Origin of the sequence: Cryobacterium glucosi (assembly GCF_004402235.1) — a bacterium.
In the GTDB taxonomy this organism is placed as follows: Bacteria; Actinomycetota; Actinomycetes; order Actinomycetales; family Microbacteriaceae; genus Cryobacterium; species Cryobacterium glucosi.
Map to the genome: position 1 here is coordinate 214,358 of NZ_SOFS01000012.1, position 22,041 is coordinate 236,398.

The 22,041-nt window shown below is 66.7% G+C and carries 19 protein-coding genes; 7 read left to right on the top strand and 12 right to left on the bottom strand.

Annotation, left to right across the window (positions count from 1 at the left end; translation table 11 throughout):
• Window positions 1-2: 2 nt before the first annotated feature.
• Together sufD and sufB are read right to left on the bottom strand one after the other, a co-directional pair.
• Entirely contained in the window at window positions 3-1,232 is a 1,230-nt protein-coding gene (gene sufD, locus E3O46_RS03695; RefSeq protein WP_134561130.1) for a Fe-S cluster assembly protein SufD, read from the bottom strand.
• Window positions 1,233-2,651: a Fe-S cluster assembly protein SufB gene (gene sufB / locus E3O46_RS03700; protein ID WP_134448681.1), complete on the bottom strand. Its 1,419-nt coding sequence runs from the start codon at window positions 2,649-2,651 to the stop codon at window positions 1,233-1,235. It lies immediately after the preceding gene.
• Between the two features lie 263 nt (window positions 2,652-2,914).
• Here sufB and E3O46_RS03705 point away from each other — a divergent pair, with 263 nt between their 5' ends.
• Window positions 2,915-3,856 (top strand): COX15/CtaA family protein, encoded by a 942-nt coding sequence (locus E3O46_RS03705; RefSeq protein WP_134560127.1) that lies wholly within the window; start codon window positions 2,915-2,917, stop codon window positions 3,854-3,856.
• A gap of 34 nt (window positions 3,857-3,890) precedes the next feature.
• Here the strand turns inward: E3O46_RS03705 and E3O46_RS03710 are convergent, their stop codons facing one another.
• Window positions 3,891-4,832 (bottom strand): heme o synthase, encoded by a 942-nt coding sequence (locus E3O46_RS03710; RefSeq protein WP_134448683.1) that lies wholly within the window; start codon window positions 4,830-4,832, stop codon window positions 3,891-3,893.
• 256 nt (window positions 4,833-5,088) lie between these two features.
• On the opposite strand from E3O46_RS03710, the gene tkt reads away from it, so the two are divergent.
• From tkt to pgl, 6 genes are all read left to right on the top strand, one after another.
• Window positions 5,089-7,182: a transketolase gene (gene tkt, locus E3O46_RS03715; RefSeq protein ID WP_134448684.1), complete on the top strand. Its 2,094-nt coding sequence runs from the start codon at window positions 5,089-5,091 to the stop codon at window positions 7,180-7,182.
• A 94-nt stretch (window positions 7,183-7,276) separates the two neighbouring features.
• Entirely contained in the window at window positions 7,277-8,416 is a 1,140-nt protein-coding gene (gene tal / locus E3O46_RS03720) for a transaldolase (RefSeq protein WP_134448685.1), read from the top strand.
• Complete coding sequence (locus E3O46_RS03725; protein ID WP_134448686.1) at window positions 8,413-10,017, top strand: glucose-6-phosphate isomerase; 1,605 nt, start codon at window positions 8,413-8,415, stop codon at window positions 10,015-10,017. The genes tal and E3O46_RS03725 overlap by 4 nt, the downstream gene beginning before the upstream one ends.
• Before the next feature lie 61 nt (window positions 10,018-10,078).
• Window positions 10,079-11,620, top strand: coding sequence for a glucose-6-phosphate dehydrogenase (gene zwf, locus E3O46_RS03730; RefSeq protein ID WP_134448687.1), 1,542 nt, complete (start codon window positions 10,079-10,081; stop codon window positions 11,618-11,620).
• Window positions 11,617-12,582, top strand: coding sequence for a glucose-6-phosphate dehydrogenase assembly protein OpcA (locus E3O46_RS03735; protein ID WP_134448688.1), 966 nt, complete (start codon window positions 11,617-11,619; stop codon window positions 12,580-12,582). The genes zwf and E3O46_RS03735 overlap by 4 nt, the downstream gene beginning before the upstream one ends.
• Window positions 12,579-13,349, top strand: coding sequence for a 6-phosphogluconolactonase (gene pgl / locus E3O46_RS03740; protein WP_134561131.1), 771 nt, complete (start codon window positions 12,579-12,581; stop codon window positions 13,347-13,349). Before E3O46_RS03735 ends, pgl begins: the two co-directional genes overlap by 4 nt.
• Window positions 13,350-13,421: 72 nt before the next feature.
• Here pgl and E3O46_RS03745 read toward each other — a convergent pair whose 3' ends face one another.
• The 9 genes from E3O46_RS03745 to uvrC all read right to left on the bottom strand — a co-directional run bounded on the left by E3O46_RS03745 (window position 13,422) and on the right by uvrC (window position 22,005).
• Window positions 13,422-13,790, bottom strand: coding sequence for an RNA polymerase-binding protein RbpA (locus E3O46_RS03745; RefSeq protein WP_134560126.1), 369 nt, complete (start codon window positions 13,788-13,790; stop codon window positions 13,422-13,424).
• A gap of 79 nt (window positions 13,791-13,869) precedes the next feature.
• The gene (gene secG, locus E3O46_RS03750) at window positions 13,870-14,121 is read right to left on the bottom strand and encodes a preprotein translocase subunit SecG (protein ID WP_134448691.1); all 252 of its coding nucleotides are present in this window, start codon (window positions 14,119-14,121) and stop codon (window positions 13,870-13,872) included.
• Window positions 14,122-14,250: 129 nt separating this feature from the next.
• The gene (gene tpiA / locus E3O46_RS03755) at window positions 14,251-15,045 is read right to left on the bottom strand and encodes a triose-phosphate isomerase (RefSeq protein WP_134448692.1); all 795 of its coding nucleotides are present in this window, start codon (window positions 15,043-15,045) and stop codon (window positions 14,251-14,253) included.
• Window positions 15,036-16,250 carry a phosphoglycerate kinase gene (locus E3O46_RS03760; RefSeq protein ID WP_134448693.1) on the bottom strand — a complete coding sequence of 405 codons (1,215 nt, stop codon included), beginning with the start codon at window positions 16,248-16,250 and terminating at the stop codon, window positions 15,036-15,038. Before E3O46_RS03760 ends, tpiA begins: the two co-directional genes overlap by 10 nt.
• A gap of 12 nt (window positions 16,251-16,262) precedes the next feature.
• Window positions 16,263-17,270, bottom strand: coding sequence for a type I glyceraldehyde-3-phosphate dehydrogenase (gap, locus tag E3O46_RS03765; RefSeq protein WP_134448694.1), 1,008 nt, complete (start codon window positions 17,268-17,270; stop codon window positions 16,263-16,265).
• A 93-nt stretch (window positions 17,271-17,363) separates the two neighbouring features.
• Window positions 17,364-17,990 carry a superoxide dismutase gene (locus E3O46_RS03770; RefSeq protein WP_134561132.1) on the bottom strand — a complete coding sequence of 209 codons (627 nt, stop codon included), beginning with the start codon at window positions 17,988-17,990 and terminating at the stop codon, window positions 17,364-17,366.
• 101 nt (window positions 17,991-18,091) lie between these two features.
• Window positions 18,092-19,072, bottom strand: a complete 981-nt coding sequence (whiA, locus tag E3O46_RS03775; RefSeq protein ID WP_134448754.1) for a DNA-binding protein WhiA — start codon at window positions 19,070-19,072, stop codon at window positions 18,092-18,094.
• A gap of 95 nt (window positions 19,073-19,167) precedes the next feature.
• Complete coding sequence (gene rapZ / locus E3O46_RS03780) at window positions 19,168-20,040, bottom strand: RNase adapter RapZ (protein ID WP_134448696.1); 873 nt, start codon at window positions 20,038-20,040, stop codon at window positions 19,168-19,170.
• Window positions 20,041-20,103: 63 nt separating this feature from the next.
• On the bottom strand, window positions 20,104-22,005 hold the full coding sequence (gene uvrC / locus E3O46_RS03785) for an excinuclease ABC subunit UvrC (protein ID WP_134561133.1): 1,902 nt from the start codon (window positions 22,003-22,005) through the stop codon (window positions 20,104-20,106).
• Window positions 22,006-22,041: the final 36 nt, after the last annotated feature.

Genomic DNA, 22,041 nt, shown 5'->3' on the forward strand with positions numbered 1-22,041 from the left:
GGTCAGTTCTCCTTGGTTGTTGCGGGTGCGCGGACCTCGTCGGTGCTGCGCAGTTCGGCTTCGATGGCCGCCTGGAGGCGGTCTTCGAGCGGTTGGGATCCGATGTGCTGCACGATCTCGCTCAGGAAGCCGCGCACGACGAGTCGCCGGGCCTCGTCTTCCGTGATTCCGCGGGACTGCAGATAGAACAGCTGCTCATCGTCGAAGCGGCCGGTCGCACTCGCGTGCCCGGCGCCCTTGATGTCACCCGTCTCGATCTCGAGGTTCGGGATCGAGTCCGCGCGGGTGCCTTCGGTCAGCACGAGGTTGCGGTTCTGTTCGTAGCTGTCGGTTCCAGGGGCGTTGCGACCGATCAGGACGTCGCCGATCCAGACCGTCCGAGCGCCTGCGCCCTGCAGGGCGCCCTTGTAGGTCACCCGGCTGCGGCTGTTCGCGGCGTCGTGGTGCACGTACACCTGCTGTTCGAGGTGCTGGCCGGCATCCGCGAAGTAGAGACCGTAGAGGTCGGTGTCGGAGCCGGGACCGGCGAGGCGCACCGAGGGGTTGACCCGCACGATGCTGCCGCCGAGGGACACGACGACGTGCTTGAGGTAGGCGTCGCGGCCGACGGATGCGAAGTGGTTGGCCAGCTGAACGGCACCGGTGTTCCACTCCTGCAGCGTGACGACCGTGAGGTGGGCGGACTCGCCGACGATGATCTCGAGGTTTTCGGTGAGGCGTGCGTCGCCGGTGTTCTCGAGGATGATCGTCGCCCGGCTGAACGGCCTGGCCTCGATGATCGTGTGGGCGCCGCGCGGGCCGGTGCCGAGACGGGCCCGGGTGATCGTGATCTCCTTGTCCTCTTCACCGGTGACGGTGATGGCCAGGGCCTTCTCGAAGCTCGTCCAGGCGTTGGCGGCGGCTTGTTCCTCCGGGGCGCCGACCGAACCGATGCGAGCGTCATCGCGCCCGACCCAGTCGATCGCGACACCGTCGGTCGGGGTCGAGTCGACGTCGTAGGCTGCGCCGTCGAGCTCGCCGGCCGTGAGGTCGGTGAACTTGGCGACCGGTGAGAGCTTCCATACGGCCTCGCGCCCCGTGACGGGGGCGAAGTCGGCGACGTCGACGCTCTTGAAGCGGTCGTTCCTGGTCTGCACGGGGACGAAGCCGAAGCGTCCGTCCGAGTGCGCCTTGATGCCGTGCTGTTCGCTGGTGGGCAGTGCTGCTGTTGTTGAAGTCGGGGCGGCGGACATTTAGCCGACGGATCCTTCCATGCCCATTTCGATGAGCTTGTTGAGTTCGAGGGCGTACTCCATCGGGAGCTCCCGTGCGATCGGTTCGATGAATCCTCTGACGATCATGGCCATGGCCTCGTCCTCGGGCATACCGCGGCTCATCAGGTAGAACAACTGCTCCTCGCTGACGCGGGAGACGGTGGCCTCATGGCCGAGCTGCACGTCGTCGACACGGATGTCGATGGACGGGTAGGTGTCGGAGCGGGACTGGGTGTCGACGAGCAGCGCGTCGCAGCGCACGGTGTTCGCGGAGTGGTGCGCACCGGCATCCACCCGGACTTCACCGCGGTACCCCGAGCGGCCGCCGCCGCGGGCGATGGACTTGGACACGATCGAGGACTGCGTGTACGGAGCCATGTGGATCATCTTGGCGCCGGCGTCCTGATGCTGGCCGGGACCGGCGAAGGCCACGGACAGGGTTTCGCCCTTGGCGTGCTCGCCCATCAGGTAGATCGACGGGTACTTCATGGTGACCTTGGAGCCGATGTTGCCGTCGATCCATTCCATGGTCGCGCCCTCTGCGGCTGTTGCGCGCTTCGTGACGAGGTTGTAGACGTTGTTCGACCAGTTCTGGATCGTCGTGTACCGAACTCGGGCGTTCTTCTTCACGATGATCTCGACGACGGCGGAGTGCAGCGAGTCCGACGAGTAGATCGGGGCGGTGCAGCCCTCGATGTAGTGCACGTAGCTGCCCTCGTCGGCGATGATGAGCGTGCGCTCGAACTGGCCCATGTTCTCCGTGTTGATCCGGAAGTACGCCTGGAGCGGGATCTCGACGTGCACGCCGGGCGGAACGTAGACGAAGGAGCCGCCAGACCAGACCGAGGTGTTGAGCGCGGCGAACTTGTTGTCACCGGAGGGGATCACGGTGCCGAAGTACTCCTTGAAGACCTCGGGGTATTCCTTGAGCGCGGTGTCCGTGTCCATGAAGATGACGCCCTGGGCTTCGAGCTCCTCATTGATCTGGTGGTAGACGACCTCTGACTCGTACTGGGCCGCGACGCCGGAGACGAGGCGCTGGCGCTCCGCCTCGGGGATGCCGAGCTTCTCGTAGGTCTTCTTGATGTCGTCAGGCAGGTCTTCCCAGGTCTGGGCCTGCTTCTCCGTTGAACGCACGAAGTACTTGATGTTGTCGAAGTCGATTCCGGACAGGTCGGCGCCCCACGTGGGCATCGGCTTGCGCTCGAACAGTTCGAGGGCCTTGAGCCGGCGCTGCAGCATCCAGTCCGGCTCGTTCTTGAGCTTCGAGATGTCGGTCACGACCTCTGGCGAGACGCCACGGCGGGCGGATGCGCCGGCCGCGTCGGAATCGGACCAGCCGAATTCGTACGTTCCCAGGCCCGCGAGTTCGGGCCGGTCGAGCAGGACGTCAGACATATTTACCTCTTCTCCCATCCACGACAACCCGGATATTAGTCCGGTCATTCCCGCACGGCTCCAGGCGAAGACGTGCGATGAACGGGTTGCGTGGGCGGCTACGTTGCGTACCTAAGATGATTAGAGGCGGCGAGGTGTCGAACCGCGGTTTGTACAACCGCGTGATCACCGCCCAGAAACACCTAATTCTACAGGTTCCCGATGCGTTAAGTGGCCGGACCCGGCGATTTCACATGCACCAGGCCCGAGAGGAAGCAGAACCCGTGAAACGGATTTCGGAATGGCTGCCCACGAGCGTTGACCGAAGGGTCCGCCTGATCGCGTGGGTGTACCTCGCCGCGCAGATCCTCCTCGTCGGCACGGGCGGCCTCGTCCGCCTGACGGGATCAGGGCTCGGTTGCCCGACCTGGCCGAAATGCACCGACGGTTCGCTCGTCAACACGCCGGAGATGGGCATCCACGGCGTCATCGAGTTCGGCAACCGCCTGCTCGGTGCCGTACTCGGCCTCGTCGCGGTCCTTGCCTTCCTCGCCGTCGTGCGGCTGCGTCGCGAACGCCCCGACCTGTTCCGCCTCGCCCTGTTCGCCGGGCTCGGCATCCCCGCCCAGGCGGTCATCGGGGGCATCAGCGTGCTCACGCAGCTCGACCCCACCGTCGTCGGACTGCACTTCGTCATCTCCGCAGTGCTCGTGGCGCTCTGCACGGCCTTCGTCTACCGGGTCTACACCGGCAACGGCCAGCGGGCTGCCGTCGTGCCCCGCTGGTACGCGATCCTCACGCATGTGACGAGCGCCGTGGTCGCCGTCACAATCGTCGTCGGCATCCTTACGACCGGTTCCGGGCCGCACGCCGGTGACGAGAACGCACCGCGAAACGGGCTCGACTCGGAGTTCCTGCAGCACGTGCACAGCTGGCCCGCCTACCTGACCGTCGCGCTCACCATCGCCCTCGTCATCGGCGCCTGGGGCCTCGGCCGGTCGCTCCGCACCTGGACCCTGGCCCTGCTCGGTGTCGAGGCCGTCCAGGTCGTCGTGGGGCTCGTTCAGGCGAACACCGGACTACCGACCGGCCTCGTCGGAATCCACATGGTCCTCGCGTGCGTACTCGCGGCCGCGATGACCGCCGTCGTACTGCACCTCAAAGAGCCGGTGGCGCAGCCCGTCGACGCCACTCCCCCGGTTCCGCACCAGGCAACCGCACGCTGACGCACCCGGCTCTGCTGGGAAGCCCCCGCGCGACCTAGAAGGGGAGCAACGGGTCGACGCCCACGGCGACGAAGAGCAGTGTCAGGTACGTGATCGAACCGTGGAACACCCGCATCGGCGAGACCACCTCGTGACGGATAGCGAGGTTGTACAGGCGGTGGGTCTCGTAGATGAACCAGCCGCCGGTGACGAGCGCGACCCCGGTATAGAGCAGGCCCATCGAAGCGACCGGGATCAGGAGCAGTGAGCACGCGACGGTCGCCCACGCGTAGAGGATGACCTGGAGGCCGACCTGGGCGCGTCCGCGCACGACGGCGAGCATCGGGACGCCGGCGGCCTGGTACTCGGCGCGGTATTTCATGGAGAGCGGCCAGTAGTGCGGCGGGGTCCACAGGAAGATGATCGCGAACAGGATCAGCGGCGGCCAGGACAGGTCGCCGGTGACGGCGGCCCAGCCGATCAGTACGGGCATGCAGCCGGCGATTCCGCCCCAGACGATGTTCTGGGCGGTGCGGCGCTTGAGGATGATCGTGTAGAAAACGACGTATAGCAGGATTGCGCCGAGCGAGAGAGCCGCGGCGACCCAGTTCGTGAAGACCAGGAGCCACACGATCGACGCGGCACCGAGCACCCACGCGAAGACGAGGGCCTCCCGGTCGCTGAGCTCGCCGGTGACGAGCGGCCGGTTCATCGTGCGCTTCATCACGCGATCGATGTCGCGGTCGATGTAGCAGTTAAACGCGCCGGCGGATCCTGCGCTGAGCGCCCCGCCGATGAGGGTCGCGAGCACGAGCCACAGGCTCGGAATCCCGCGTTCGGCGAGCAGCATGGTCGGCGCTGTCACAACGAGTAACAGTTCGACGACCCGCGGCTTGGTCAGGGAGAGGTAGGCGAGGAAGGTCCGACGGAAGCCTCGCGCTCCCCTTCCGCCGGGCGCCTGCACGCCCGCGGGGGTCGCGTCCTGGGAGATCTGCATAGTGGATTGAGTCTAACCAGTCCCGGCCGGGCGGAAGCCCATTCGAGGATCGTTCAGCTTTACGCCGGTCAACCTCACCCGGCCATGCCGACTGCCTATACTTGGGGGTGCTCGCCAATCATGGCGCGTGTCGGTGCGTCCTGGAAAATGGGCATTCGCCTGCCGCGCCGGATGACGTCGATGTCCACGGGCGCGCTCAATCCAACGGGTGCGGGTTTCCAAGGCCTGCCCTAGCTTGACGAAGGGTAACTACGAAGTGGCAGCACTGCAGTGGGATTCGATTGACAACAGGGCGGTCGACACGGCTCGCATTCTCGCGGCGGACGCCGTGGAGAAGGTCGGGAACGGCCACCCGGGCACGGCGATGAGCCTCGCCCCCGTCGCATACCTTCTCTTCCAGAAGGTCATGCGCCGCGATCCCTCTGACAATGAATGGATCGGCCGCGACCGCTTCATTCTCTCGGTCGGCCACAGCTCCCTGACCCAGTACGTCCAGCTCTACCTGGGCGGTTACGGCCTCGAGCTCGACGACCTCAAGGCTCTCCGCACCTGGGGTTCCAAGACCCCCGGTCACCCGGAATACGGCCACACCGACGGTGTCGAGATCACGACGGGCCCGCTCGGCCAGGGCCTCGCGTCCGCCGTCGGCTTCGCATACGCGTCCCGCTTCGAACGCGGACTGTTCGACCCTGAGACCGCGGCGGGCGAGAGCCCCTTCGACCACTTCGTCTACGTCATCGCGGGCGACGGCGACATGCAGGAGGGCATCACGAGCGAGGCATCCTCCCTCGCCGGCCACCAGCAGCTCGGCAACCTGATCGCGATCTACGACTCCAACCAGATCTCGATCGAGGACGACACCAACATCGCCTTCACCGAAGACGTCGCCGCCCGGTACGAGGCCTACCACTGGCACGTGCAGACCGTGGACTGGAAGAAGACCGGCGAATACGTCGAAGACCTCCACGCTCTCAACGACGCGATCGACGCGGCGAAGGCCGTCACGGACAAGCCGTCGCTGATCATCCTCAAGACGATCATCGGCTGGCCGAGCCCGAAGAAGCAGAACACCGGCAAGATCCACGGCTCGGCGCTCGGCGCCGCGGAACTCGCAGCCGTGAAGGAGGTCCTCGGCTTCGATCCGGCCGAGAACTTCTTCGTCGCCCCCGATGTCATCGAGCACACCCGCGAGGCGCTCACCCGCGGCTCCGACGAGCATGCCCGGTGGACGGTGCAGTTCGACGCCTGGGCCGCCGCGAACCCGGACGGCAAGGTCCTCCTCGACCGGATCCTGGCCGGCGACCTGCCCGAGGGCGTGGATGCCGCGCTGCCCGTCTTCGAGGCCGGCACCGAGGTCTCCACCCGTGCAGCTTCCGGCAAGGTCCTCACCGCGCTCGGCGCCGTGATCCCCGAGCTCTGGGGCGGTTCCGCCGACCTCGCCGAGTCGAACAACACCACCATCGGCGGTGCCCGGTCCTTCATTCCGGCCGAGCACTCGACCCACGAGTGGACCGGCAACGAGTACGGCCGCGTCCTGCACTTCGGGATCCGCGAGCACGCGATGGGCGCGATCCTGAACGGCATCGTGCTGCACGGCAACACCCGCCCGTTCGGTGGCACCTTCCTGATCTTCAGCGACTACATGCGCCCGGCCGTTCGCCTCGCTGCGCTGATGAAGGCGCCGTCGATCTTCGTCTGGACCCACGACTCCGTCGCCCTCGGCGAGGACGGCCCGACCCACCAGCCGGTCGAGCAGCTCGCGACCCTCCGCGCCATCCCCGGGCTCGACGTCGTGCGCCCCGGCGACGCCAACGAGGTCTCCTGGGCGTGGAAGACGATCCTCGAGCGCCGCGAAGGCCCCGCGGGCATCGTCCTCACCCGCCAGAACATCCCCGTGTTCGAGCGCGGCGACGGCGACGCGAGCGGCGAGGTCTTCGCCTCCGCCCGCAACGTCGCCAAGGGCGCGTACATTCTCGCCGAAGCGCCGAACGGCACCCCCGACGTCATCCTGATCGCCACGGGTTCCGAGGTCCAGCTGGCCGTGAACGCCCGTGCGGCGCTCGCGTCCGAGGGCATCAACGCCCGCGTCGTGTCTGCGCCGAGCCTCGAGTGGTTCCGGGAGCAGACAGCGGAGTACCGCGAGTCCGTGCTGCCCGCCGGCATCACCGCCCGCGTGTCCGTCGAGGCCGGTATCGCGCTGACCTGGGACCGCTACGTCGGCGACCGCGGCCGCAGCATCTCGATCGAGCACTTCGGCGCCTCCGCAGATTACAAGACGCTGTTCCGTGAATTCGGAATCACCACCGAGGCCGTCGTCGCCGCCGCGAAGGACTCGCTCGCCGCTCACTGAGCTCCCCGCCGGGCGGGGAGCCTGCGGCAACGCTGAGCTCCCCGCCCGACTCCCGCACACGTCACACACCATGTATCACAAGGAGATTGTCCCCATGACCGATACCACCCCCACCGCCGAGCTCTCCGCCGCCGGCGTCAGCATCTGGCTCGACGACCTCTCCCGCCAGCGCATCGCCTCCGGCGGGCTGCAGGACCTCATCGACACCAGGAACGTCGTCGGCGTCACGACGAACCCGACCATCTTCGCCGGCGCGCTCAGCAAGGGCGAAGCCTACGTCGACCAGGTCGCCGCCCTCGCCGCGTCCGGCGCGACCGTGCAGGAAGCCGTCTTCGAGATCACGACCGACGACGTCACCGCAGCGAGCGACATCTTCCGTCCCGTCTACGACCGCACCAACGGTGTCGACGGCCGCGTCTCGATCGAGGTCGAGCCCGGCCTCGCCCACGACGCCGCCGGAACCGTCGCCCAGGCCCAGGAGCTGTGGGCCAAGGTCAACCGCCCCAACGCCATGATCAAGATCCCCGCGACCATCGAGGGCCTCGAGGCCATCACCGCGACGATCGCCCTCGGCATCAGCGTGAACGTCACCCTGATCTTCAGCCTGCAGCGTCACCGCGAGGTCATCAACGCGTACCTGTCCGGCCTCGAAAAGGCCAAGGCCGCCGGGATCGACCTGAGCACGATCCACTCCGTCGCGTCCTTCTTCGTCTCCCGCGTGGACACCGAGATCAACCAGCGCCTCGAGGCCATCGGCACCGAGACGGCGATCGCCCTCAAGAGCAAGGCCGGCGTCGCGAACGCGCAGCTCGCATACGAGGTCTTCCAGCAGGCCTTCTCCACCGAGCGCGCCCTCGGCCTCCTCGCGGCCGGCGCCAACAAGCAGCGTCCGCTCTGGGCGTCGACGGGCGTCAAGGATGCAGCGCTCCCCGACACCCTCTACGTGACGAACCTCGTCGCGCCCGAGGTCGTCAACACCATGCCGGAGAAGACCCTCGACGCGACCTTCGACCACGGGGTCATCCCGGCGGACTCGATCACGGGCGCATACGACGAGGCGAACGCTGTCCTCGACGCCCTTGCGAACGAAGGCGTTTCCTACGTCGACGTCACGCAGGTCCTCGAGTCCGAGGGCGTTGCGAAGTTCATCATTTCCTGGAACGAACTCCTCGACACCGTGACGGTTGCCCTGGACGCAGCCAAGAACAACGCGGAAGCCCCGTCGGCCCTGTGAGTTTCCGCATCGCGGTGACCGGGGCGGCGGCCGATGCGGCACGCCGAACCGTTCCCACCCTGGTGTCCGACCTGGTCGCCTCGGGGATCACGGCCCTCGACCCCGCACTGTGGGGCCCTGAGGCCGAGTCCGAGGCGGCCAAGCGTCTCGGCTGGACCGAGTCCGTTGCCGTTTCACGCCCGCTCGTCCCGGAGATCCTCGCTCTCCGGGCGACCCTGGCCTCGGCCGGTGTCACCCGGATCGCGCTCGCCGGCATGGGCGGTTCCTCGCTCGCACCGGAGGTCATCACCCGCACGGCCGGCGTCGCGTTGACCGTGCTCGACTCGACCGACCCCGGCCAGGTACTCGCGGCCCTCGACGACCACCTCGCGGAGACGGCGCTGGTCGTCTCCTCGAAGTCCGGGTCGACCGCGGAGACCGACAGCCAGTGTCGCGTGTTCGAACGCGCCTTCCGGGAAGCCGGCATCGACCCCATCGGCCGCATCGTCGTCGTGACCGACCCCGGTTCGCCGCTCGACACCTCCGCTCGGGCGGCCGGTTACCGCGTCTTCAACGCGGACCCGACCGTGGGAGGACGTTTCTCCGTGCTCACCGCGTTCGGGCTGGTTCCATCGGGACTCGCCGGCGTCGACATCGGTGAGCTGCTCGACGAGGCGGAGGCCGTTTCGCTCGCGCTCGCGGTCGACAGCCCGGAAAACCCCGGGCTCATCCTCGGCGCCGCGATCGCTGCGACGGAGCCACGGCGTGACAAGCTCGCGCTCGTCGCAGACGGCACCCACATCGTCGGGTTCCCTGACTGGGCGGAACAGCTCATCGCGGAGTCGACCGGCAAGATCGGCACCGGAATCCTCCCCGTTGTCCTCGAGCTCGGCGCCCCCGAACTCACCGAGAACCTCCCGGACCTGCAGGTCCTGCGCCTCGTCGAGGACGCGGGCACCACGATCTTTCCCGCGGACGGCACCGATGAGATCCGCGTGAGCGGCACCCTCGGCGCACAATTCCTGGTCTGGGAATACGCCACCGTGGTCGCTGGACGGCTGCTCGGGATCAACCCCTTCGACCAACCGGACGTGGAGGCAGCCAAGGTCGCCACCCGCGCGCTGCTCGACGGCCGACCCGAGCCGGCGCCCGCGGCGTTCATCTCCGACGGCATCGAGGTGCGCGGCACCGCACACGTCATCGGCGCGGCGAGCGACCTCGCCTCAGCGATCGACGCGCTCCTCGAGGAGCTCGGCCCCGACGGGTACGTCTCCGTCCAGGCCTACGTGAACCGCCTCGAGCTGCCACAGCTCGCCGGCATCCGTGACCTGGTCGCGAAGCTCTCGAAACGTCCCGTCACATTCGGCTGGGGCCCCCGGTTCCTGCACTCGACCGGCCAGCTCCACAAGGGCGGTCAGCCATCCGGTGTGTTCCTGCAGATCCTCGCGACCGCACAGGAGGACCTGTCGATTCCGGATCGTCCGTTCACCTTCGGCGAACTCATTCAGGCGCAGGCCAGCGGCGACGCGAGTGTTCTCGCTCAGCACGGCCGTCCGGTGCTCACCCTCACTCTCACCGACCCCGCGGCGAATATCGCCGCCCTGTTCGGCGCCCTCAAGTAGAAGTCGTCCCCTGCAGCGGGGCCTGCTCCGGCGGGCCTCGTTGCCACAGAAAAGGAGTTGCATGTCCCCGGTGGAAATCACCCCGGAGTTCAATCCGCTGCGGTCGTCCTCTGATTACCGTCTGAATCGCATCGCGGGGCCCTCGAGCCTCGTGATCTTCGGCGTAACCGGCGACCTGTCCCGGAAGAAACTCATGCCCGCGGTCTACGACCTCGCCAACCGCGGACTCCTTCCGCCCGGATTCGCCCTCGTCGGCTTCGCGAGGCGCGACTGGGACGACGAGGACTTCTCCCAAGTGGTCCACGACTCGGTCAAGCAGTATGCCCGCACCGAGTTCAACGAGGATGTCTGGGCCCAGCTCTCCGAGGGCATCCGCTTCGTGCAGGGCACCTTCGACGACGACGACTCCTTCGAACGGCTCAAGGACACCATCGCCGAGCTCGACCGCGAGCGGGGCACGATGGGCAACCATGCGTTCTACCTGTCGATCCCGCCGAAGGCGTTCCCGCAGGTCGTCGGCCAGTTGCGCCGGTCCGGCCTCGCCGAGCAGAAGGACGGTCAGTGGCGTCGTGTCGTGATCGAAAAGCCCTTCGGCAGCGACCTGAAAACCGCCCGTGAGCTCAACGACGTCGTCGAATCCGTGTTCCCGCCCGACTCCGTGTTCCGGATCGACCACTATCTGGGCAAAGAGACGGTGCAGAACATCCTCGCGCTGCGCTTCGCGAACCAGCTCTACGAACCGATCTGGAACTCGAACAACGTCGACCACGTGCAGATCACGATGGCCGAGGACATCGGCGTCGGAGGACGCGCGGGCTACTACGACGGAATCGGTGCCGCCAGGGACGTGATCCAGAACCACCTCCTGCAGCTCCTCGCCCTCACGGCGATGGAGGAGCCCATCTCCTTCGACGCGGCCGACCTGCGCACCGAGAAGGAGAAGGTCCTCGCATCCGTCCGGCTCCCGGACAACCTCGCGACCGGAACCGCCCGCGGCCAGTACGCCGGCGGTTGGCAGGGCGGTGAGAAGGTTCTCGGATTCCTCGAAGAGGACGGAATGGACCCGGAGTCGCTCACGGAAACCTACGCGGCGCTGCGCCTCACCATCGAGACGCGCCGCTGGTCCGGCGTGCCGTTCTATCTGCGGGCAGGCAAGCGCCTCGGCCGCAGGGTGACCGAGATCGCTGTCGTGTTCAAGCGCGCCCCCCAGCATCTGTTCGCCAAGGAGAACACGGCTGCCCTCGGATCCAATGCACTCGTGATCCGGGTGCAGCCCGACGAGGGCGTCACGATCCGATTCGGCTCCAAGGTCCCCGGCGTCGGCATGCAGGTGCGCGACGTCACGATGGACTTCGGCTATGGCCATGCCTTCACCGAGGCGAGCCCGGAGGCGTACGAACGGTTGATCCTCGACGTGCTCCTCGGCGACCCGCCGTTGTTCCCCCGTCACGAAGAGGTCGAACTCTCGTGGAAGATCCTCGACCCGGTCGAGAAGTTCTGGTCCGAGCAGGGCCAGCCCGAACAGTACCGCCCCGGAACCTGGGGCCCCTCGTCCGCGGACGAGCTCTTGGCCAGGGACGGCCGTCAATGGAGGCGCCCATGATCGTCGATCTGCCAGACACGAACACCTCGAAGATCTCGAAGGCCCTCGTCCGCATCCGGGAAGAGGGCGGCGCCGTCGCCCTCGGCCGGGTGCTGACCCTGATCATCGCGTCGACCATGGGACGCGAGGAGGAGGCCATCGAGGCCGCAAACGACGCATCCCGTGAACATCCGATGCGCGTCATCGTCGTCTCCACCCAGGAAGAAACCGAATCGGAGACCCCCGTCGACGCGAAGGTCGACGCGGAGATCCGCGTCGGCGGAGACGCCGGGGCGAGCGAAGTCATCGTGCTGCGCGCGTACGGCGAAGCCGCGAGCGACCCGGAGAGCCTGGTCACAGGCCTCCTGCTGCCCGATGCCCCCGTCGTGACGTGGTGGCCGGGCGTCGCCCCCGTCATCCCGGCGGACTCTCCGCTCGGGCGCCTCGCCTACCGGCGGATCACGGATTCCTCCGCCCAGCCGGACCCGCAGGCCGCCCTGCACCGGCTGTGCTCCTCGTACCGCCCCGGCGACACCGACTTCGCCTGGACGCGGCTCACGCTCTGGCGGGCACAGCTCGCCGCCGTTCTCGACCAGCCGCCGTACGAAGCCGTCACAGCCGTCCAGGTCTCCGGCGCGGCCGACTCCCCCTCGACGACGCTGCTCGCCGCCTGGCTGCAGCTCCAGCTCGCCGTGGACGTCGACTACGAGTTCACCGGTGGGGCCAAAGCGAGCGGAATCCACGGCGTGCACTTCACCCGGGCATCCGGTGTGATCTCGCTCGAGCGTGAACTGCCGGGCATCGCAACCCTCACCCAGCCCGGCCAGCCCGTGCAGGACCTCACCCTCAAGCGCCGCAGCCTCCGGGATTGCCTCAGCGACGAGCTTCGCCGGCTCGATCCCGACGAGTTGTATGGTGAAGTGATCACCCGCGGACTGCCGAACCTGGACGCGGTTGCAGACAAAACCGGAGGACGACCGTGACACACGAACGACGCGTACTAGTGCATGCAGACCGGGCGGCCCTCGCCGCATCGGTCGCGGCACGATTCATCACCACCGCGGTCGACCTCCTCCACGAGGAGGGCGACATCCATGTCGTCCTCACCGGGGGAAGCGTCGCGACAGAGGTGCTCGACGCTGTCAACGCTTCCGCGGCCAGGGACACCGTCGACTGGGAGCACGTGAACTTCTGGTGGGGCGACGAACGCTGGTTGCCGTACGCCGACCCGGAACGCAACGAACTCCAGGCCCGTACCGCACTCCTCGACCACCTCGACATCCCCGCGGAGAACATCCACCCGTTTGCGTCCTCCGACGGACCGCTCGACCTCGACGCGGCCGGAGCAGCCTATGCGGAGGAGCTCGAGGCAGCCTCGAACGACGGAACCGTGCTGCCGCGCTTCGATATCACCTTCCTCGGCGTCGGCCCGGACGGGCACATCGCCTCGCTGTTCCCGCACCTCCCGGGAATCCGCGAGGACACCGCGAGCGTGCTCACGGTGCGCAATTCCCCCAAGCCCCCGGCCGAACGGCTCACCCTGAGCCGCCCTGCCCTGAACTCGTCGCGCTGCATCTGGCTGGTCCTCGCAGGGCCGGACAAGGCATCCGCCCTCGGGCTCGCACTCACCGGTGCCAGCAGGGACGAGGTTCCTGTTGCGGGCATCAAGGGGCGCCGCTACACGAACTTCTTCGTGGACCGGGAAGCGGCCGCAGAGGTACCGGAGAACCTGACCGCGTCGTCGTTCTGACACCGTTCGCGCACGAAAAAGCCCCGACCGTGGTCGGGGCTTTTTCGTGTCCGATGGACGAAAGGTCCGGAGCTAGTTGGTGGCGGAGAGCTTCCCGCGGCGAATCCGCAGCTGCAGAAGGGCTTCCTCGAGAAGCGAGTCCGCTTCCTCTTCCGTGCGGCGCTCCTTCACGTAGGCGAGGTGCGTCTTGTATGGTTCGAGCTTCACGACGGACGGCGGGTTCTCCTTGTCGCGGCCGGCCGGAAGCCCAGAGGACGGGCAGTCGATCGTCTCGGGGATTTCATCATCGGGCAGGTTCGCCGCGAAGTAGCGGACGGTCTCGTTGCCGAGAGCGTCCCAGTAGGAGACGCGGATCCGGTCCGCCTGGAAACCGCGGTCCTGCTCCCCCATGGGGCCGGCTCCGACCCTGGATCCACGAATTGCGCTGCCACCAGATGCCATTGTGTTCCTCCATGAAAGGCGATTGTGCTTGTGGCCGCACGGCCACGGGTGTGGGAAAAGCGAAGGGGGTGTGAGGGAGTTACAGTGCCGTGTCGAACTTGGTGATGAGGCCCAGGACGACGATGCACGCGATCCAGAGGACGGCGAGGATCACGGTGATGCGATTGAGGTTTCGTTCCGCAACGCCGGAGGCGCCGAGGTTCGAGGTGACGCCGCCACCGAACATATCGGAGAGGCCACCACCACGGCCCTTGTGCAGGAGGATGAGCATGGTGAGCAGGAGGCTCGTCAGTCCGAGGACAACCTGCAACACGACCTGGAGAATCTGCACGCGAAACCTTTCAGAATGGTGGAGTTTCTCCACCGGGATCAGTGATCATCATAGCCTGACTGACGAACCAGCCCGCCTCCCCTGGTCAGGGTGGCGGGCTGGAGCGGTGATATCAGGTGGAACTTCGGGCTAGACGCCCACGTGCTTCTGGAATCGGACGATGCTCGAGAACTCGTCGATATCCAGGCTTGCCCCGCCGACGAGCGCTCCGTCGACGTTGGGTTCGCGCATGTAGCCCGCGATGTTGACGCCCTTCACGGAACCGCCGTAGAGGATGCGGGTCTTGTCGGCCACATCCTGTCCGAGGGTCTCGCTGAGGACCAGGCGCAGCTGGGCTGCGACCTGTTCGGCCTGCTCAGGCGTTGCCGCCTGGCCGGAGCCGATGGCCCACACGGGCTCGTATGCCACTACGATGTCAGCCGCGCTGTCGATGCCCGACAGTGCGGTGCGCAGCTGGGCGACAGGGACGGCGCTCGGACCGTGCAGTTCCAGGTCCGCGGCGGTCTCGCCGACGCAGATGATCGGAACGAGTCCGTGCTTGACGGCGGCGGTGACCTTCGCGGCCACCTCCTCGTCGTTCTCCCCGTGCAACGTGCGACGCTCGGAGTGCCCGATGAGCACGTACGTGCACTCGAGCTGAGCGAGGAACGCGCCGGAGATCTCACCCGTGAAGGCGCCGGAATCGTGAGCCGAGACATCCTGCGCGCCGAAGACGACGGGCAGCTTGTCGGCTGACACGAGCGTCTGCACGGAGCGAAGGTCGGTGAACGGCGGGAACACCGCAACCTCGACGGCCGCGAAGTCGTGCTTGGCGTCCTTGAGGTTCCAGGCGAGCTTCTGCACGAACGCGATGGCCTGGAGGTGATCCAGGTTCATCTTCCAATTGCCTGCAATCAGCGGGGTGCGCTGAGTGTTTACTGCCATCCGAGGACCTCCAGTCCTGGGAGACGCTTGCCTTCGAGGAACTCAAGGCTCGCGCCGCCACCGGTAGAAATGTGACCGAACTGGTCGTCCGTGAATCCGAGCGTGCGCACGGCGGCGGCGGAATCGCCACCTCCTACGACGCTGAGACCGTCAACCTCTGTGAGTGCTGCGGCCACCACACGGGTGCCCTCAGCAAACGGTGCGAGCTCGAACACGCCCATGGGCCCGTTCCAGAACACCGTCTTCGATGCGCGGATGATCGCGGCGAATGCCGCGGCCGTGTCCGGTCCGATGTCGAGGCCCAGACCGGTGGCACCGAATGCGGTGTCCTCAATCGAGTCGGCAGCGGTGACCACGTGCTCGGCGTCAGCTCCGAATTTGGAGGCGACGACGACATCCGTCGGCAGGACGATCTTCACGCCCAGGCGCTCGGCCTCGACCAGGTAACCGCGAACGGTTTCGATCTGGTCGGCCTCGAGCAGGCTTGCGCCCACCTTGTGGCCCTGAGCTGCGAGGAAGGTGAAAAGCATTCCGCCACCGATGAGCAGCGAGTTGACCCGCGGCAGGAGGTGACCGATCACGCCGAGCTTGTCCGAGACCTTGGAGCCGCCGAGGACGACCGTGTACGGCGCCTCCGGCTTTTCGGTGAGACGGTCGAGCACGTCGAGCTCGGCAGCGATCAGCAGGCCGGCAGCGCTCGGCAGGATTGCTGCCAGGTCGTACACGCTTGCCTGCTTGCGGTGAACGACGCCGAAGCCGTCAGACACGAGGACGTCGCCGAGGGCGGCGAGCTCGGTCGCGAAGGCGACCCGCTCTGCGTCGACCTTGCTCGTCTCCCCCGGGTTGAACCGGAGGTTTTCGAGCACGACGACGTCGCCATTGGACAGCGCGCCGACGGCGGCCTTTGCGGCGTCACCGACGGTGTCGGTCGCGAAGGCGACGTCGTGTCCGAGCAGTTGCGCAAGGCGCACTGCGACGGGCGCGAGGCTGTACTTCTCTTCCGGTGCACCCTTCGGCCGTCCGAGGTGGGAGACGATGACCACGCGGGCGCCCTGTTCGAGCAGCGCCTTGATGGTCGGGAGGGACGCGCGAACGCGACCATCGTCCGTGATCTCGCCGTCTTTCAACGGCACGTTCAGGTCACAGCGGACGATGACGCGTTTTCCGGTGAGCAGCCCCAGCGATTCGATTGTACGAAGCGTCACTGCGGGCCCCTGCTACAGGCTCTTGGCGACGAGCGCGGTGAGGTCAACCATGCGGTTGGAGTAGCCCCACTCGTTGTCGTACCAGGACGACAGCTTGACCTGGTCGCCGATGACGCGCAGCAGGCCGGCGTCGAAGATCGAGGAGTGCGGGTCCGTCACGATGTCGCTGGAGACGATCTCGTCTTCCGTGTACATCAGGATGCCCTTGAGGGGACCGGACTCCGCAGCAGCCTTGTAGGCGGCCTTGATCGCTTCGATCGTGACGGGGCGCTCCGCGATGACGGTGAGGTCGGTGATGGAACCGGTGGGAACCGGAACGCGCAGTGCGAAGCCGTCAAGCTTGCCCTTGAGCTCGGGGAGGACGATGCCGAGGGCCTTGGCCGCACCGGTCGAGGTCGGGATGATGTTGATGGCTGCGGCGCGGGCGCGACGCAGGTCGGAGTGCGGGCCGTCCTGGAGGTTCTGGTCGGCGGTGTACGCGTGGATCGTCGTCATCAGGCCGGACTTGATGCCGAAGTTGTCGTTGAAGACCTTGGCCAAGGGCGCGAGGCAGTTCGTGGTGCAGGACGCGTTGGAGATGATGTCGAACTTGGCCGGGTCGTAGTCCTGCTCGTTGACACCCATGACGATCGTCGCTGCGTCGCCTGAGGCGGGAGCGGAAACGATGACCTTCTTGGCGCCTGCGGTGATGTGCTTGCGCGCATCCTCTGCCTTGGTGAAGCGGCCGGTGGACTCGATGACGATGTCGACGCCCAGGGCGCCCCAGGGAAGGTTGGCCGGGTCGCGCTCGGCGAGAACCTTAATCGGCTTGCCGTTGACGAGGATGGAGTCGCCCTCGACGGAAACGGTGGCGTTCAGGCGTCCGGTGATGGAGTCATATTTAAGAAGGTGGGCCAACGTCTTCGTGTCGGTCAGGTCGTTGACGGCGACGATCTCGATGTCGCTGCCCTGCGCCAGGGCGGCGCGAAGATAATTGCGGCCAATGCGGCCAAAGCCATTAATACCGATCTTTACAGACACGAATGTCTCCTAATCTTGTGCGCCGAAGCGCGGTTTCTTGTGGGTGAAATACACGGGGGACGGGCCCCTCACGGGGCCCGTCCTACGGCTGCGCTATGAGAGCAGCAGAAGCCCGTTGGTCTTTTCGCGAGCGATCGTGAATCGGTCCTGGACGTTCGCCCAGTTGACGATGTTCCAGAATGCCTTCACGTAGTCCGCACGCACGTTGCGGTAGTCGAGGTAGTACGCGTGCTCCCAGACGTCGAGCATGAGTACCGGAATCGTGCCGGCTGCGAAGTTCGACTGCTGGTCGAAGAACTGCTGGATGATCAGGCGCTGCCCGATCGAATCCCAGGCGAGCACCGCCCAGCCGGATCCCTGCACACCGAGGGCTGCCGCCGTGAAGTGCGCCTGGAACTTGTCGAAGGAACCGAAGAAGTCCTCGATGGCGCTCGCAAGCTCGCCTGTGGGCTTGTCGCCGCCGTCCGGGGAGAGGTTGGTCCAGAAGATGGAGTGGTTGACGTGACCGCCGAGGTTGAAGGCGAGGTCTTTTTCAAGCTTGTTGACGTTGGCCAGCTGGCCGGAGTCGCGAGCTTCCGCAAGCTGCGCGAGGGCGGTGTTCGCGCCGGTCACGTAGGCCTGGTGGTGCTTGCTGTGGTGAAGTTCCATGATGGTGCCGCTGATGCTCGGCGCGAGCGCCGAGTAGTCATAGGCGAGAGCGGGCAAAGTGTATTCAGCCATTCATATCTCCTCTGTCGAGTTGGCGCGAAGTACTCCGCCACGAGTGTGTAAGCGACGTTTCAAGTCTACTCAGGTCAGGGTGCCCCGCTGACGAGGGGGCCTCAAACATCGTCGAGGTCAGCCGGAAGGTTCGCATCGGTTCCGGGGATCCCGAGGTCGACGGCCTTTTTGTCCGCCATGGCGAGCAAGCGGCGGATGCGTCCGGCGACGGCGTCCTTCGTCATGGGCGGATCGGCGTGGTGGCCCAGTTCGTCGAGGCTGGAGTCGCGGAACGAGAGGCGCAACTCGCCTGCGTAACGGAGGTGTTCCGGAATATCGCTGCCGAGGATTTCCATCGCGCGCTGCACGCGGGCGCACGCCGCAACGGCGGCCTGCGCGCTGCGGCGGAGGTTGGCGTCGTCGAAATTGACGAGGCGGTTGGCCGTTGCGCGCACCTCACGGCGCTGTCGGAGCGCTTCCCAGTTGAGCACGGTCTCCGCCGCACCCATGTGCACGAGCATGGCGCCGATGGCGTCGCCGTCGCGGATCACGACCCGGTGCACGCCCCGCACCTCACGGGCCTTGGCGACGACGCCGAGTCGACCGGCCGTACCGACGAGGGCCATCGCGGCCTCGTTGCCCGGGCAGGTCACTTCGAGGGCCGCCGAGCGACCGGGATCGGTGAGGGAGCCGTTCGCGAGGAACGCACCGCGCCAGACGGCGGCGATCTCTTCCTTGGACCCCGTGGTCAGCCGGTTCGGCAGACCTCGGATGGGGCGTCGCCGGGCGTCGAGCAGGCCGGTCTGTCTGGCCAGGGTTTCTCCCCCATCGAGCACGCGCACCAGGAAGTGGCTGGTGCGGCGCAGGCCGGATGCCGAAATCACGGAGACTTCGCTGCGGACGCCGTAGAGTTCGGCGAGGTCCTTCCGCACCCGGCGGGCGAGGAGTGCGGTGTCGAGCTCGGATTCGATCGCGATCCGGCTGTTGATCATGTGCAGGCCGCCGGAGAATCGCAGAATCGTCGCGAGCTCCGCCGCCCGCACCGTGGTCTTCGACACGTCAACCCGTGCAAGTTCATCTTTGACGTCGGCCGTGAGTGCCAATCGTTTGTCCATTCTGTCGTACTGACCCCAAAATGGGTCGGTCTGTGGTCTGTGTGGCCCGGCGCAGCCCGCGGGGCGGCGCACCGGGCGGGGTCTTACTCCCGGCCGAGGTCGCGATTCTTGAGGCTTATCGCGACTCCGGGCAGATCGCCGATCCGGCGAGCGATTTCGCGGGCCATCGCCACCGAGCGATGCTTGCCGCCCGTACAGCCGATGGCGATGGTGGCGTGGCGTTTGTTCTCGCGCTGGTAGCCCGCCAGCACCGGTGCGAGCGCCAGGGAGTAGTGCTCGATGAAGTCCAGGGCGCCTTCCTGGGCCAGCACGTAGTCCCGCACTTCGGGGTCCTGTCCGGTGTGGGAGCGGAGTTCGGGCACCCAGAACGGATTCGGCAGGAAGCGGACATCGGCGACCATGTCGACATCCGTGGGAAGACCGTACTTGAAGCCGAAACTCATGACCGTGACGTGCACGCCTGCGGCATCTTCGGCCGCGAAGCGTTCGCTGATGGTCGTCGCGAGCTGGTGGATGTTGAGGTCGGACGTGTCGATGACCATGTCGCACGATTCACGGACGGCGCGCAACCGGGTGCGTTCGGCGTCGATGCCATCGAGGATGGTGCCGTCGCCCTGCAGCGGATGCGGACGGCGCACGGACTCGAAACGCCGCACGAGGACGTCGTCCCTGGCCTCGAGAAAGATCACGCGCAACTGGGAGCCGTTGCGGAGGGACTGCACGATCTCCTGGAAGTCCGCGAAGAAGTCACGGCCGCGGATGTCCACGACGGCGGCGATCTTGGGCAGGCTCGTGCCCGCCTTGCCGGCGAGTTCGACGAGCGGGCGCAGCATTTGCGGCGGAAGGTTGTCGACGACGTACCAGCCGAGGTCTTCGAGGGCGTTGGCCACTGTCGAACGCCCGGCCCCGGACATTCCCGTGACGATAAGCATTTCCTGCTTGTCGTTCTCCGTCATCCTGGGGGTGCGCCTTCTGTCGGTGGTGGGCCTGTCAGTCCAGCCTACCGACCGAGATCGGTTTCAGGCGCGAAAGTGCTGGTGGATCGTCGCCGCGAGGCCTGGTCCGATGCCGCGGACCTCCGCGATTGCCTCGATGGGGGCCTCTTTGAGCCGGGCGACGGATCCGAAATGCTGCAACAGCACTTTGACCCGTGCCGGGCCGAGGCCGGCGATCTCGCCGAGGACCGTTGCGATGTCGCGTTTGCGGCGGGCGCGCTGGTGGGTGATCGCGAAGCGGTGGGCCTCGTCCCGGATCCGCTGGATGAGGAAGAGTGCGTCGCTGTTGCGCGGCAGGATGACGGGATAGTCCGAGTCCGGCAGCCAGATCTCCTCGAGGCGCTTGGCGATGCCGCACAGCTGGATGCCGGTGACCCCGGATTCGCGAAGCGCCCTGGCCGCCGCAGCGACCTGCGGCTGGCCGCCGTCGACGATCAGGAGGTTCGGCTGGTACCGGAACTTCTTGCGTCTGGCCGGCGAGTCCGGCGACGCACCCGCGGGATCCGGTGCGGGCTCCGTGCCGGCATCCGTTGCAGGGCCGTCGTCTGGCACGAGGTAGGCGAGGCGCCTGGTCAGGGTGCGGTAGATCGAGTCGGTGTCGTCTGTGGACTCCGGGATGCTGAAGCGCCGGTATTCGTCCGTGCGTGGAAGCCCGTCTTCGAAGACCACCATCGAGGCGACGATGTTCGTGCCGCTCAGGTGCGAGACGTCATAACACTCCATTCGGAGCGGCGCCGAGTCCATACCGAGCGCCTCCTGGATGTCCTCGAGCGCCTTGGAGCGTGCGACGAAGTCGGAGCTGCGGCGGGTCTTGTAGAGCATCAGTGCCTGCCGTGCGTTCTGGGTGGCCGTCGCGAGCAGAGCGGCCTTCTCGCCGCGCTGGGCGGCCACGAGGTGCACCTTGCGCCCGGCGATGCCGCCGAGCCATTCTTCGAGCGCTGCGGAGTCGTCAGGAAGCAACGGGACGACGACCTCCCGCGGCGGCACGGCGTCCCTGGAGTATGCGGTCTGCAGCACGGAATCGATCAGCTCCCCTGTTGTCAGGTCCAGCTCCTTGTCGACGACCCAGCCGCGGACACCGCGGATCCGGCCGCCGCGCACGATGAACAGCTGCACAGCCGCAGCGAGCTCGTCCTCCTCGACGGCGAACAGGTCGATGTCGACGTTGTCACGCAGCACGACCGCACTCTTCTCGAGCACGTTCGTGAGCGCCTTGACCTGGTCCCGCCGTTTGGCCGCGAGCTCGTACTGCTGGCCGAGGGCAGCGGCCTTCATCTCGTTGGTCAGTCGGTTGATCATGGTGCGGTCCTGGCTCGCCATGAAACTCACGAATTCGTCGACGATGACGCGGTGCTCCTCGATCGAGACCTTCTGGGAGCACGGGCCGAAGCAGCGGCCGATCTGGCCGGCGAAACACGGTTTCCCCGATTGCATGGCGCGTTTGTAGTTGGCGTTGTTGCAGGTGCGGATCGGGAAGGCCTTGAGCATCAGGTCGATCGTCTCGTGAACGGCCCAGACCTTGGGGTACGGGCCGAAATAACGCGCGCCGCGGATGCCGGTGGTGCGGGTGACGAGGGCGCGCGGCGCCTCGTCTGCGAGGGTCACGGCGAGGTACGGGTAGGACTTGTCGTCCTTGAACTGCACGTTGAACGGCGGGTCGAACTCGTTGATCCAGGTCCATTCGAGCTGGAGGGCCTCGACCTCGGTTCCGACTGTGGTCCACTCGACGGACGCGGCCGTCGTGACCATGCGCCGGGTGCGCTCGTGCAGGCTGCTGAGCGGCGCGAAGTAGTTGCTGAGGCGGGCGCGCAGGTTCTTGGCCTTGCCGACGTAGAGCACCCGCCCGGTCTCGTCGCGAAAGCGGTACACGCCAGGGACCGTGGGGATCTCCCCCGCCTTCGGCCGATAGCTCAACGCGTCCGACATGAACTCTCCTGGTACTTCCCCGCGCCGGACAGAAAC

Coding starts and splice junctions, on each gene's coding strand:
- zwf (WP_134448687.1), top strand. CDS start 10,079: ATGTCCCCGGTGGAAATCACCCCGGAGTTCAATCCGCTGCGGTCGTCC.
- E3O46_RS03735 (WP_134448688.1), top strand. CDS start 11,617: ATGATCGTCGATCTGCCAGACACGAACACCTCGAAGATCTCGAAGGCC.
- sufD (WP_134561130.1), bottom strand. CDS start 1,232: ATGTCCGCCGCCCCGACTTCAACAACAGCAGCACTGCCCACCAGCGAA.
- uvrC (WP_134561133.1), bottom strand. CDS start 22,005: ATGTCGGACGCGTTGAGCTATCGGCCGAAGGCGGGGGAGATCCCCACG.
- E3O46_RS03710 (WP_134448683.1), bottom strand. CDS start 4,832: ATGCAGATCTCCCAGGACGCGACCCCCGCGGGCGTGCAGGCGCCCGGC.
- tal (WP_134448685.1), top strand. CDS start 7,277: ATGACCGATACCACCCCCACCGCCGAGCTCTCCGCCGCCGGCGTCAGC.
- sufB (WP_134448681.1), bottom strand. CDS start 2,651: ATGTCTGACGTCCTGCTCGACCGGCCCGAACTCGCGGGCCTGGGAACG.
- E3O46_RS03745 (WP_134560126.1), bottom strand. CDS start 13,790: ATGGCATCTGGTGGCAGCGCAATTCGTGGATCCAGGGTCGGAGCCGGC.
- tpiA (WP_134448692.1), bottom strand. CDS start 15,045: ATGGCAGTAAACACTCAGCGCACCCCGCTGATTGCAGGCAATTGGAAG.
- rapZ (WP_134448696.1), bottom strand. CDS start 20,040: ATGACGGAGAACGACAAGCAGGAAATGCTTATCGTCACGGGAATGTCC.
- E3O46_RS03770 (WP_134561132.1), bottom strand. CDS start 17,990: ATGGCTGAATACACTTTGCCCGCTCTCGCCTATGACTACTCGGCGCTC.